A 12,091-nucleotide genomic window follows, 5' to 3' on the forward strand; every position below is an offset into this window, starting at 1 on the left:
GTCTATGGCGGCATCCTGGTGGGCCTGCTCCCGACGGCGGTGCGATCGGCGGGGCGGTGTCCGCCTGGTGGCAGCACGGCCGCGGCCGGGATGTCAGATGACGAACTCAGGCTCCAGGGGCACCTGCCGCAGGCCCTTGAACAGGTCGTCCTCGGGGATCATCGTCGGGACCTTCGAGACCACCAGCTGGTAGTCCTCGGTGGGCCAGCCGGCCTGCTGGATCTCCAGCGGCACGGCGAACCAGGGGCCGTCGGGGTCGATCTGGGTGGCGTGGGCCCGCAGCGCCGCGTTGCGCACCTCGAAGTAGTCACCACAATGCACGAACGTGGTCAGCCGCCCGTCTGAGAAGGGGTCGTCGTCACGGGTGGGCGCGGGCTGGCGCGACTCCAGTCCGTGTTCGTGCATCAACGCCTCCAGCGCCGCGTAGCGCCGACGGTGGAAACCCATGTGGTAGTACAGCTTCGCGGCCTGCCAGCCGGGGCCGTGTTCGGGCCACAGCGACGGGTCCGCCGCCGCAATGAACGCCTCGACGGTGATCCGGTGGCACTGGATGTGGTCGGGGTGGGGGTACCCGCCGCGTTCGTCGTAGGTGGTCACCACATGCGGCCGGAAGTCCCTCATCACCTTGACCAGCCGGCCGGCGGCGACCGCCACGTCCTCCAGGGCGAAGCAACCCTCGGGCAGGGGCGGCGGCGGATCACCCTCGGGGAAGCCCGAATCCACGAACCCGAGCCAGACCTGCCGCACGCCGAGGATCTCGCGGGCCCGGGCCATCTCCTCGCGCCGGATCTCCGCGATGTTGCGCAGGATGTCGGGGTCGTGCGCCAGTTTGGGGTTGAGCACGTCGCCACGTTCCCCACCGGTGCAGGTGACAACCAGAACCTCCACGCCCTCGGCCACATACTTGGCGGTGGTGGCGGCCCCCTTGCTGGACTCGTCGTCGGGGTGCGCGTGGACGTGCAGCAACCGAAGCGGGGCAGGTCCCATCGAGTTCATGGGGACCATCTTGGACCGCCCGGCGGTCGCTTCGCCACCTGCACCCGGGCACAATGGGAGCGTGACCAAGCCTGAGCTGACCGACGCCGACCGCGCCCGGATCGCCGCCCGTTATCCGAAGCGCAACGCCGTGGACCTGGTCGTGGGTATCGCGGCCGCGGTGGCCCTCCTCATGGGCGTGGGTCTGGTCGCGGTGTCGGGCTTCATCCGCTCCAACCCACCGGTGGCCGGCATGATCCGCGCCTTCGACACGATCAGCCCCGAGGTCACCTCCGTCGAGATCGTGGTGCAGCGCCGTGACCCCTCACAGGCAGCGAGCTGCTTCCTCTTCGCCCAGGCCGAGACCTATGAGCGGGTCGGGGAGATGGACGTCGAGGTCCCGCCGGGCACGAAGGAGCTGACCGAGGTGTTCGTCGACATCCGGACCATCCGCGAGGCTGCCTCCGTCAGCCTGGAGAACTGCCACCTCGTGGATTGACCGGGCTGGTGATTGTTTGGGATAAGCTGGCTCGATGTCCGACAACACCGCCGAAACCGTATGGCTCACCCAAGAGGCCTACGAGGCACTCGAAGCCGAACTGAACGAACTGAAGACTGTGGGCCGCACTGACGTGACGGCCCGCATCGCTGCGGCTCGCGAAGAGGGCGACCTCAGTGAGAACGGCGGCTACCACGCGGCCCGCGAGGAGCAGGGGCAGATGGAGGGCCGGATCCGCCAGTTGGAGGCACTCCTCCGGCAGGCGCACGTGGGGGAACCCAAGGGAGATCCCGACGAGGCCGGCCCGGGCAAGATCGTGACGGTGGCCTTCGACGGCGACGAGGACGACACCGACACGTTCCTGATCGGCTCCCGCGAGGTGCTTGGCACCGACTCCTCCGTCGAGAACGCCGTCTCCCCCCAGTCACCCCTCGGCGCCGCGGTCACCGGGCGCAAGGTCGGTGAATCGGTTTCCTATGAGACCCCCACGGGCAAGACGATGAGCGTGACCATTCTCAAGGTCGAGGTCCACTGACGCCGGGTCGTCATCGCGGCTCGGCCGGCGGCTGCAGCACGGACCCGCTCCGGGACGCCTCCGCGTAGTCCCGCAGCGCGGTCAGGTCACCGGCCGCCAGGACACCTTCGGCCTCCGTGAGCATGGTCTGCACGTGGCGGTCTGCCCTTGCTGCATGCTCCGGGTCCACCGCGGTGGCGCGAATTCTCGCGGCCAGATCCACCAGTGCCCGCAGCACGATGGCCGAGCCGAGTGCGTAGGGCCGGATGTGGTCGAAGGGCATGTCGAGGATCTGGGCCGCCCGCACCGGCCTCAGGTACAGGCGCGGGGCGCCGTCGTCATCGAGGAGAACCGATCCCGTCTCGGGGCGCCCGACAGCGCCGATGATTCCCGACGCCACCTCCTCCACCGAGTTGATCGCCGTGTACGGATCGTTGATTCCCGGCGAAAGCGCCCGCACCGCCAGTTCCACAACCTGCTGTTCAGCGAACCGGACGTCCTGCTCCGTGGTGCGCGACGCACCGACGTGGACGTGGTCACGGACGCTCGGCTGCATCGCCTCCACCGCGTCCCGTGGCCACACGAGGGCCAGCGGCTCATCGGCCATGACCTGGTCTCCCACCCGCTTCAGAAGCCGCACCGCGGACCCGGCCCGGGCGGCGTCGTCTGCGAGGTCCCGCGCATCCACCTCAGTGAGATACCCGGAGCGACCGAGCGTCACCACCCCACCGGGCTCGACGGGTGGCGGTAGGTCGGCCACCCGCGCGTCCTCGATGTCGAGCCAGTTGCTGTCAACCGCGCGCACGAAGTCCCTGCGGGCGTCCTCGACCAGACTGTCCACCTGGACGGAGGAGGCGATGTGGTGGATGAACCACACGAAGAGGAACACGTCCACCACCCCCAGCACGATGGCCCCGTTGACCGCCAGGGGCGGGACGAATGCCGCACCGTCATCACCCTCGGAGCGGATGGTTCGCAACACCATCAGGGTGTAGACGAAGGTGGCGACGAGCACGCCCAGCACCAGTTGGTTGTTGCGGTCGCGCATGAAGTTCCGTACCAGCCGGGGCCCGTAGGTGGTGGACGCGGTGCTGATCACCGAGATCGTGATCGAGAACGCCGTGCCTGCCACTCCCAGGAACGATGCAACCGCCGTGAGGAGGGCCCGTGCTCCCTCCACGCCCGTGTCGAAGAGGAAACCCTCCAGAACGGCCGGTAGTGGCAGCTTCGCCCTGTCCGCGCCCACGAGGACCTGGGAGACGATGATCGCCCCAGCGATGAACAGGGCAGGAATGAACCAGAACCGTTCCGGAATGCTCTGCAGCCAACTGCGGAATCTGCCCATGCCAGCAGGCTAGTCCGGTTCAGAGGTTGGCGATGAGTTGCGCGCCGACCTCCGCGCTGATCTCGCCCGACTGCACCCGGGCAAGGATCTGTTCCTGCGGTGTCTCGCCATCCGGGGCCTCGCCCGGCTCGTCCGACGTGGCCGGAGCGAACCCCAGCTTGGCTATCACCGCGTCGAGCCGCGCCCGCGCCGTCGGGTAGGAGACGCCAAGGTGCTTCTCGACCTCCCGCAGGTTGCCCCGGGAGGACAGGAACACGCGCAGGATCTCGTGGTCGGAGTCCTCCAGAGCGCAGTAGGCGCAGCTGGCGAACTCGCCCGCCAGTTCGGTACCGCACTTGAGGCAGCCCTTGCGGGTGATGATGAGCTCGTCGCCGCACACCGGGCAATCTGCCGGGGCGTGGTAGAGATGATGCGCCATTTCAGGCCTCCTCTGCCGTCTTGATGGTGGCCAGGCCCATGACGACGCTCAGGTCGAGACGGGCCGAGCCGTTGCCGATGATGATCTCGTCGACGTTGTCGCTGTCACCGGGCCAGTTGATGCGCCCGAGCTTGGCCTCGCCCCGCACCGTGACGTTCGCGCCCTGGGTGAGGTGGATGGTGAGGCTGCCGGACTCCACCCGGAGCTTGGAGCGCCCCGTGCTGATTGGCCCCTCGATGGTGACCGCCCCGGCCTGGGACAGCAGGTCCCCCACCTCCGTGACGCCCTCCAGGCTGCAGCCGCCGCCGGTCACCCGGATCCGGCCCAACTTCGGCACTCCCGACGTCCGCAGGCCTCCGGTGGTGAGTTCGGCGTCGACGACGAGCCGCGGGTTCACCTTGACCAGGAGTTCCTTGCCCAGCCCGATGTCGCGCAGGTCGTCCAGGTTGCGCGGCGGCCGGATCAGCGAGAAGCCGTTGAAGCTCGGCCCGAAGTCTCCCGTGCTGCTGATCTCCATGACGGTGCCGTTGCGGCGCAGCACGTGCTGCCCCTCGACGGTGAGCGTCGCCACCGACGGGTCCGCCTCCACGCGGACGCGACGCCCCACGGCGGTGATGGAGACCCGTTCCAGTCCTCCCGCTCGCGGCTTCGACCTCGGCTCGCTCTCCTGAGCCGGAGGTACGTCCTCGGCCCCACTGGACTTCTGCTTCAGTTCCTCGATCCGGCGATTGGCTTCGGCGGCGTCAATACGCCCCGCTGCCAGATCGTCCAGGATGGGCCCCAGATCCAAGTTGTTCATGACCACAATGGTAAGCTCTGCTTCCCATTCCGTGAAGGCCACTTCAATGATTCGAAACCCTGAATGGACCCTGAGTTCGTTGTGGCACAGTTCTGCCATGGCGAAACCCTTGCCCGAACTGATCGCCCCGGACTGGGCGGAGGCCCTCGAACCCGTTGCGGACGACGTCGCGGCGATGGGCAGCTTCCTGCGCGCTGAGGTCTCCGCCGGCAGGGGCTACCTGCCAAGTGGCGGCAACGTGCTGCGGGCATTCACCCGACCGCTGGCCGACGTGCGGGTCCTCGTGCTCGGGCAGGACCCCTACCCCACTCCCGGGCACGCCGTGGGACTGAGCTTCTCCGTTGCCCGGGACGTCTCGCCGATCCCGCGCAGTCTGGTGAACATCTACGCAGAACTGGAGGCGGATCTGGGAGTCGCACCGGCCACCCATGGGGACCTGACCAGTTGGTTCGACCAGGGCGTCCTGCTTCTGAACCGAGTCCTGACCGTGCGCCCTGGCGCTGCGGGCTCGCACCGGGGCAAGGGGTGGGAGGCGGTCACAGCGGAAGCGGTCCGGGCGTTGGCCCGGCGGCCTGGCCCGCTGGTGGCGATCCTGTGGGGGCGCGACGCACAGGGCATCGCGCCCCTCCTGGGCGAGGTTCCGGTCATCAGCAGCGCCCACCCCTCGCCGCTGTCTGCCCGTACGGGCTTCTTCGGCTCGCGGCCCTTCAGCCGCGCCAATGCCGAACTCCTCCGGCAGGGCGGCGGCCCCATCGACTGGCGGGTCCGCTGACTTCGGCGCCAACGTAGGCTTGGCCCATGGACATCGACGTAATGGGTTGGATCAAGCAGAACATCAGGCCACGGCTGGTGACTCCCGACGCGGCCCTCCCCGGCCGCGACACCCCTGTCCTGTTCCCGATGCCCCGGCACGAGGTTCTCGGACTCCCATTGGACGAGGTGCCCGAGGGCAGCCAGGTGGCCTACTTCGCCCTCGGTTGCTACTGGGGCGAGGAGCGCATGTTCTGGGAGACCGACGGCGTGGTCAACACTGCCGTGGGGTTCATGGGCGGCTACACGCCCAACCCCACCTACGCGGAATCCTGCACGGGAAGCACCGGGCACACCGAGACGGTGCGCGTGGTGTTCGATCCGGCCCGAGTCAGCTACGAGGACCTCCTGAGGATCTTCTGGGAGGCGCACGACCCCACCCAACTGAACCGGCAGGGCAACGACATCGGGACCCAGTACCGCTCGGCCATCTTCCCCGTCGACGACGAACAGTTGCGCGCAGCCGAACGCTCCCGCGAGGAGTTCCAGGAGCGGCTGCACGAGGCGGGTTACGGAGACATCACCACCGAGATCACTCCGGGTCAGGAGTTCTACTACGCAGAGGTGGAACACCAGCAGTACCTGCACAAGAACCCGGGCGGCTACTGCCCCGTGCACGCCACCGGCGTGAAGTGCGGTCCGCGGGACTGACGAGGTCTCAGTCGGTCGGCGCTGCCGGTGGGTCGGCCAGTTCGGGCCTGCGCTCGGCCAGTTCGATCCACCGGGTGTCACAGCCCGGGCAGGAATACACCGGGGCGCCCTCGACGAACTCGCCGGTCTTCATGACACCGCAGGCGTCCTGACAGGGTTTCGAGTCCAGGAATCTTGCAGCCATGCAACGACCTTAGCGCGGGCTAGTCTTGGCTAGTGAGATTGCGCCCTCTGGCCGTTGCGGCCATCTCGGTGGCGCTCCTGGCGGGATGCTCGTTCCCGCCCGGTCCCGCCGAGTCCCTCCAACCGACGCCGACACCGTCGGCCACCGGCTCGCCGTCCCACCCCACCTCCCCCGAGGATCCCCGCACCACCACGCCCTCGCGCTCCGAGCCGAGGTCTGCAGAGCCGGCACCCGATGCCACACTGCCGTCGGAGTTCACCGTTCCGGGAGACCTGGTGGACCATGCCGACGTGGTGGTCCGCGAACTGCACCGCGTCTCCGGGTGGCTCCCAGCGTTGAAGCTGGACGTGACCGCCGAGCAGGCGACCCTGACGGTCGTCGACGACGGCGGGGCCGTCCGGAGCTACCGCTGGCGTGACGGCGTCGTCGGGACCGCAGACAGCGACGTCCAGTACCTGGGACAGGTCACTTTCAACCCAACGCGTTTCCCCCTGCACGACCTGCGTCGAATCTTCGACGTCGCGGCGTTGCAGTCGTCGTCGTCCGAGAGCCAGGTCCTGCAGGTGGTGGAGTACCGCGGCGGGGAGGTCTACATGACCGTCACCACCCGGCCGGAGTCGCGGACGGTGTTCTTCAACGGCGACGGCACCGTCGTGAAGAAGCTGGGCACCAGCAGCGTGGCAGACATCGCAGCGGGCCTGGCTGCCGTGACGAGCTCGACCCAGGTGGTACTCACCGTGGGTTTCAACATCGAACAGGGCTACTGGGCCGACGTTCCCAAGCCGGGAGGGGTACTCGAACGCCGAATGCGAATCGGCAACCTGCCCATGTTCAGCGCGCAGCGCACCGAGACGCTGGGGATGGAGCCCTTCGATCCGGACCTGCTCGACGCCGCCGTGATCAGCAAGGCGATCGCGCAGTTCCGCACCGTGTCGGACCAGGCCTGCGCCGTCGAGGTGGACAACCGCCACCGCCGGGTGCAGCCCGTGATCCGATATGACTGCGGCGGGACCATCCACCACACAGACCTGCGGGGCCGTGACCTCTCGGCGTACTTCGACTAGGCCTCAGAGATCATTGGTGGCAAAGGTGTCGCAGGCATTGGGGTCACCCGAGTCGTAGCCCTTGGCCACCCAGCGCTGGCGCTGCTCCGAAGAGCCGTGCGTCCAGCTCTCCGGAACCACCCGGCCACCCTGCTGTTGCTGGATGTGGTCGTCGCCGACGGCGCGCGCCGCGTCGGCGATGCGCAGCAGGTCGTCCCTGGTGACCGATTCGATCGGCGATTCCGGGTCCTTCAGCGTGTTGTTGAAGAAGACGCCCGCGTAGCAGTCGGCCTGCAGTTCCAGCCGGACCTGGTTTGACGTGGGTCCGGTGTCCTGGCCGCCGGCGCGGGCCTGTTCCATCTGGCCGGTGAGGTTGGAGACGTGGTGACCGAATTCATGACCGACGATGTAGAGCTCGGCGGCGTCGCCTCCGACGGCTCCCAGCTGGTCGAGCAGGGTGCCCATGAAGTCGGTGTCGATGTAGACGGTGTAGTCCCCGGGGCAGTAGAACGGCCCCATCTCCGAGGAGCCGGTACCGCACGCGGTCTGCACCTGCCCACTGAACAGCATCATCGAGCCGTACTCGTAGCCCTGCATCACAGAGCTCCAGTAGTTCTGGACGGCGTTCTCGTAGGCGGGCCAACGGCAGTCCCGGTTGGTCTCGATGTCGGATCCCTCATCGCACTCGGGAGCCGGCTGCGTCTGCTGCGGCTGGGTGTCGGGCATCCCCGTGCCGCCGAGCACGTCGCCCAGGTTGCCGCCGAAGAGGAGGACCAGCACGATCATGACGATGCCGCCGAGCCCACCACCCACTGCCATGCCCCGGCCGCCGGACCTGCCACCGCCGCCTCCGTACCGCACGCGCGACTGATCGATCCTTGCGTCTCCCCTGTACTCCACGGCGACCACTCCCTCTATGTTGCGGCGGGCGAAATCAGCGTATCCCAGCAGCCTCGCTCCGCGGCGGAGGCGGAAAAAGCTCCTACTAGACTGTCACAATGCGCGTCATCGGGGTCACCACACCAGTGGGCCAGCCGAGCGCACAGTTCACCGTCGGCCACGGGGAGCACCCACGCGAACGGCTGCTGGCGCTCGGTTACGTGCCCGTCCACCCGCTCTCAGCGGTGCTCGCGGGGGAAGAGATCGTCTTCACTTATCTGGTGCGCGAGGCCCACACACCGGATTGCGGACCGCGCAGGCCGTCCCCGATCGTGTTCGACCGCCCACTCCGCAACGAGCAGCCGGTGTTCAATCAGCGCATCGGGGCCTACGCCGTCGTGGTCTCCGAGCGTGGCCTGCTTGGCACCGTGAACTCGAAACTGACCGCTGCCCCCGGCACCTGGGCCCTGCCCGGGGGCGGGATCGATCCGGGAGAGTCGCCGTCGGAGGCGGTCATCCGCGAGGTCTATGAGGAAACGGGTCAACAGATCGAGATCGATCGGGTGCTGACATTGGATTCCGACCACTGGGTGGGGCGCTCCCACGCCGGGGTACTGGAGGACTTCCACGCACTGAGGGTGGTCTACGGCGCCACATGCAAGACACCCAGCGAGCCCGTTGTCCACGACCTCGGTGGGTCGACGGAGCGGGCAGGCTGGGTGCCTTGGCGATTGTGGCGCAAGCTGCACTGGACCATCAGCTCGCGCAGCGTGCTGGCCCGGTACGCGGGCCAGCTCGCCCTTGATCAGTCCCTGAAGTAGGACAGGATGCGCAGGATCTCGACGTAGAGCCAGACCATGGTGACCGTGATGCCGAAGGCGGCGCGCCACGACTCGCGGGCCGGAGCCCTGGAGGCAATGCCGCGCTCGACGAAGTCGAAGTCCACGATCAGGTTGAACACCGCCAGGCCGACGGCCAGGACCGAGATGCCGATGGACAGCCAACCGGCACCGGAACCAATGTCACGCATGCCCAGGTCAGCACCCAGGAGCGCCGCGACGAAGTTCACCAGGAGGACGCCCACCATCGCGAAGGTGGCGATGGAGACGAACTTGCGGAACTTCGGGGTGACCCGGATGTTGAAGAACTTGTAGGCCGCCAGGGTGGCTCCGGCCGCGACGAAGGTGGCCAGCACCGCGGAGAAGACGATCCCGGGGAACATCATCTCGAAGTAGGCGGAGAAGGCGCCGACGAAGACACCCTCCACCGCCGCGTAGAACAGCACACCGCCGACCGGGATGTTGCGCCTGGCCGCCACGATGAAGACCGTGATGAGCCCGACCACGGCCGAGCCGATGAGCGCGGGGAAGAGCAACTCAACCGGGAGCAGCACGAATGTGGCTGCTGCGGCGGCGAAGAGGACCAGCATGGTGATGGCGGTCTTGGCGAGGACGTCGTCGAGGGTCATCACGCCGCCGGTGGGCTGCTGCGTGGGCACCTGCTGCTGGTAGCCCTGCTGGTAACCACCAGGCGCGTAGCCCTGCTGGTAACCACCGGGCGCGTAGCCCTGCTGGGGGTAACCCTGCTGGAAGTTGTTCTGCTGCGGGGCGCGACCGTTGAACGTGTCGCTGCGGGCGAATACCGGGTTGGCCATCTTGGTGGTCTCCTACTACTGCTGCTGCTGCAAAAACCTGACACTTCCAGAGTACCGCGTGGTCAAGTCATTTCAGGCTGGCCCACTAGGCCATTCACCGTCGTCAGCGAAGAATCAGGCGCGCCTGCTCCCGTACCTGGCGGTAGACCTCGGCCGGCGAGACGTTGCGCCCGGCAGCCGCCAGCTCACCCCAGTGCTCCCAAGTCGTGCGCCACAGGGCGACGGCGACCTCGGCCGTCACCCTCAGTCCGACGGGGTCGCCGTCGGGAACCCGGGACCGGAGCCGCTCGTAAAGACGATCTGTCAGGATCGCCTCCTGCGTGAGGGCCACCACCCGCAGCTCCGGCTCGGCCGCCAACAGACTGGCGATGCGCCGCTGCTCCAGCATGTCAGGATCCGCGTCGTGGGCCACGACCTCCTGCGTCCGCTCGGAGATCGTGACGATGATGGCCGACGGCGTCGGGTCCGGGAACTCGAGGGTCTCGATCATCTGCAGGAGGCGCTGCTGCCCCGGCAGCGCAGCCTGCTCCTTGGACGAGAAGTGGCGGAAGAAGGTCCTCGTGGAAACGCCCGCCCGCGTTGCGATCTGGTGGACCGTCGTGGCCCGCAGCCCATTCGACTCGAACAGATCCAGAGCCGCCTTGTGGATCTCGGCGCGGGTGGCGAGATGGCGGCGGGTTCGCAGGTCGAGGGGGACGTCGTCGTCGGGCATTGGGTTCCTCCAGGGCTCGACCTACAGCCTAACGGAGACACGCCGATTTCAGCCAAGTTGGCACGATGTGACACAATATCTCGGCCCCCGAAGAGAGAGTCAGGCACGCATGTCCTACAATTCCCCTCCCAGCATCGAGACCGAGAAGGTGACGACGAAGGTCGCGCCAGTAATCGCGGTGCTCGTCGTGTCCGCCCTGGTGATGATCCTCAACGAGACGGTGCTGACCGTCGCGCTGCCCGCGTTGATGACGGACTTCTCCGTCACCGCCAGCGTCGCCCAGTGGCTCACCACCGGTTTCCTGCTGACCATGGCGGTGGTCATCCCGATGACCGGCTTCCTGATCCAGCGCTTCACTACCCGCGAACTCTTCTTCGCCGCAGTTAGCATCTTCACCGTCGGGACCCTGCTGGCCGCCATCGCGCCCTCATTCGGGGTGATGCTGCTCGCCCGGGTGGCGCAGGCCTGCGGTACCGCCGTCATCCTGCCCCTGCTCATGACGACCACGCTCACGTCGGTGCCGGTCGCCTACCGCGGCATGGTGATGGGTCTCAACTCGGTGGTCATCTCCGTGGCGCCCGCAATCGGACCCACCCTTTCCGGACTCGTGGTGGACTCCATGGGTTGGCGCTGGATCTTCGGCCTGATGGTCCCCGTGGTCGTCGTCGCCCTCGTCCTGGGCGCATTCATGATCCGGACGAACAATGACCGCCTTCCCGCGGAGTTCGACGTCACCTCCGTGATCATCTCCGTGTTCGCGTTCGGCGGCATCGTCTACGGCCTCTCAACCGCGAGCAGCGTCGTCGCCGGTTCCGTGATCCCCATAGTCGCGCTCGTCGTCGGTGCAGCCGCGTTGGCGCTGTTCGTCGCCCGGCAGATCAGACTGCAGCGCACCGACGCCGCCCTCCTCGACCTACGGCCGTTCAGGGTGCGCAACTTCACCGTCTCGGTGATCGTGGTGATGGTGGCCATGGCCACCATGCTCGGCACGGTCATCGTCCTGCCCATCTACCTGCAGGCAGGTCTCGGAGTGACCGTCATGGTTACGGGACTAGCACTCCTGCCCGGCGGACTGGTGCAGGGCATCCTCTCCCCCATCGTCGGCCGGCTCTACGACAAGCTCGGCCCGCTGCCCGTGGTGGTCCCGGGCGCGCTCCTGCTGGCCGGCGGCCAGTGGTCGCTGGCAACGATCAACTCCGACTCCGACCTGCGCTTCGTCATCGCGATGCACGTCATGTTCTGCGTCGGCATGGCTTTGCTCATGACGCCACTGATGACGGTTTCCCTGGGCTCGCTCCCCAGGCACCAGTACGCCCACGGTTCGGCCATCATGAACACCATGCAGCAACTGGCAGGCGCCGCCGGCACTGCGGTGTTCATCGCGGTCATGTCGCTGGGTTCGGCGGGCGCGCAGGCCGGAGGCCGGAGCTCCGCCGTCGCCACGGGGATCGGCACCGGCCAGGCATTCACCGTCGGTGGCGTCGTCGCCCTGCTGGCCGTGGTGGGCGTGTTCTTCGTCCGCCGCCTGCCCACCGTCGCACACGATGTCCCCGCTCCCGACGACCTGATCATGGAGCGGGAGGCTGGGTTAGTCTCGTAGCGAAACGA

Annotated in this window: 15 protein-coding genes; 7 read left to right on the top strand and 8 right to left on the bottom strand. The window is 67.6% G+C overall.

Going from position 1 to position 12,091, the window contains the following annotated elements; translation table 11 throughout:
• Nucleotides 1-93 precede the first annotated feature (93 nt).
• Entirely contained in the window at nt 94-996 is a 903-nt protein-coding gene (mca, locus tag LKO27_RS09120; RefSeq protein WP_227737082.1) for a mycothiol conjugate amidase Mca, read from the bottom strand.
• Between the two features lie 61 nt (nt 997-1,057).
• On the opposite strand from mca, the gene LKO27_RS09125 reads away from it, so the two are divergent.
• Both LKO27_RS09125 and greA read left to right on the top strand, forming a co-directional pair.
• Nucleotides 1,058-1,474, top strand: coding sequence for a DUF4307 domain-containing protein (locus tag LKO27_RS09125; protein ID WP_227737083.1), 417 nt, complete (start codon nt 1,058-1,060; stop codon nt 1,472-1,474).
• A 34-nt stretch (nt 1,475-1,508) separates the two neighbouring features.
• Complete coding sequence (gene greA, locus LKO27_RS09130; protein ID WP_227737084.1) at nt 1,509-2,009, top strand: transcription elongation factor GreA; 501 nt, start codon at nt 1,509-1,511, stop codon at nt 2,007-2,009.
• 10 nt (nt 2,010-2,019) lie between these two features.
• Here the strand turns inward: greA and LKO27_RS09135 are convergent, their stop codons facing one another.
• From LKO27_RS09135 to LKO27_RS09145, 3 genes are read right to left on the bottom strand one after another with little or no spacing between them, the layout of a single operon-like run.
• Nucleotides 2,020-3,333: a DUF2254 domain-containing protein gene (locus LKO27_RS09135; RefSeq protein ID WP_227737085.1), complete on the bottom strand. Its 1,314-nt coding sequence runs from the start codon at nt 3,331-3,333 to the stop codon at nt 2,020-2,022.
• A 19-nt stretch (nt 3,334-3,352) separates the two neighbouring features.
• The gene (locus LKO27_RS09140; protein WP_227737086.1) at nt 3,353-3,751 is read right to left on the bottom strand and encodes a DUF2089 domain-containing protein; all 399 of its coding nucleotides are present in this window, start codon (nt 3,749-3,751) and stop codon (nt 3,353-3,355) included.
• Between the two features lies 1 nt (nt 3,752).
• Complete coding sequence (locus tag LKO27_RS09145; RefSeq protein WP_227737087.1) at nt 3,753-4,550, bottom strand: hypothetical protein; 798 nt, start codon at nt 4,548-4,550, stop codon at nt 3,753-3,755.
• A 70-nt stretch (nt 4,551-4,620) separates the two neighbouring features.
• Between LKO27_RS09145 and LKO27_RS09150 the strand changes: the two genes are divergently transcribed.
• Together LKO27_RS09150 and msrA are read left to right on the top strand one after the other, a co-directional pair.
• A complete protein-coding gene (locus LKO27_RS09150; RefSeq protein WP_370629994.1) occupies nt 4,621-5,322 on the top strand; it encodes a uracil-DNA glycosylase in 702 nt (233 codons plus the stop codon).
• A gap of 26 nt (nt 5,323-5,348) precedes the next feature.
• A complete protein-coding gene (msrA, locus tag LKO27_RS09155; RefSeq protein WP_227737089.1) occupies nt 5,349-6,011 on the top strand; it encodes a peptide-methionine (S)-S-oxide reductase MsrA in 663 nt (220 codons plus the stop codon).
• A gap of 7 nt (nt 6,012-6,018) precedes the next feature.
• On the opposite strand, the gene LKO27_RS09160 is transcribed toward msrA, so the two are convergent.
• Nucleotides 6,019-6,195, bottom strand: coding sequence for a hypothetical protein (locus LKO27_RS09160; protein ID WP_227737090.1), 177 nt, complete (start codon nt 6,193-6,195; stop codon nt 6,019-6,021).
• A gap of 32 nt (nt 6,196-6,227) precedes the next feature.
• On the opposite strand from LKO27_RS09160, the gene LKO27_RS09165 reads away from it, so the two are divergent.
• Nucleotides 6,228-7,259 carry a hypothetical protein gene (locus tag LKO27_RS09165; protein WP_227737091.1) on the top strand — a complete coding sequence of 344 codons (1,032 nt, stop codon included), beginning with the start codon at nt 6,228-6,230 and terminating at the stop codon, nt 7,257-7,259.
• Between the two features lie 3 nt (nt 7,260-7,262).
• On the opposite strand, the gene LKO27_RS09170 is transcribed toward LKO27_RS09165, so the two are convergent.
• Complete coding sequence (locus LKO27_RS09170) at nt 7,263-8,147, bottom strand: neutral zinc metallopeptidase (protein ID WP_370629966.1); 885 nt, start codon at nt 8,145-8,147, stop codon at nt 7,263-7,265.
• Nucleotides 8,148-8,236: 89 nt separating this feature from the next.
• Here LKO27_RS09170 and LKO27_RS09175 point away from each other — a divergent pair, with 89 nt between their 5' ends.
• Entirely contained in the window at nt 8,237-8,938 is a 702-nt protein-coding gene (locus LKO27_RS09175; protein WP_227737093.1) for an NUDIX hydrolase, read from the top strand.
• On the opposite strand, the gene LKO27_RS09180 is transcribed toward LKO27_RS09175, so the two are convergent.
• Both LKO27_RS09180 and LKO27_RS09185 read right to left on the bottom strand, forming a co-directional pair.
• Complete coding sequence (locus tag LKO27_RS09180; RefSeq protein WP_227737094.1) at nt 8,923-9,771, bottom strand: Bax inhibitor-1/YccA family protein; 849 nt, start codon at nt 9,769-9,771, stop codon at nt 8,923-8,925. The genes LKO27_RS09175 and LKO27_RS09180 overlap by 16 nt on opposite strands.
• A gap of 103 nt (nt 9,772-9,874) precedes the next feature.
• Entirely contained in the window at nt 9,875-10,483 is a 609-nt protein-coding gene (locus LKO27_RS09185; RefSeq protein WP_227737095.1) for a TetR/AcrR family transcriptional regulator, read from the bottom strand.
• A 109-nt stretch (nt 10,484-10,592) separates the two neighbouring features.
• On the opposite strand from LKO27_RS09185, the gene LKO27_RS09190 reads away from it, so the two are divergent.
• Nucleotides 10,593-12,083 carry an MDR family MFS transporter gene (locus LKO27_RS09190; protein WP_227737096.1) on the top strand — a complete coding sequence of 497 codons (1,491 nt, stop codon included), beginning with the start codon at nt 10,593-10,595 and terminating at the stop codon, nt 12,081-12,083.
• Nucleotides 12,084-12,091: the final 8 nt, after the last annotated feature.

The organism is Tessaracoccus sp. OS52 (genome assembly GCF_020687685.1).
Classification (GTDB): domain Bacteria; phylum Actinomycetota; class Actinomycetes; order Propionibacteriales; family Propionibacteriaceae; genus Arachnia.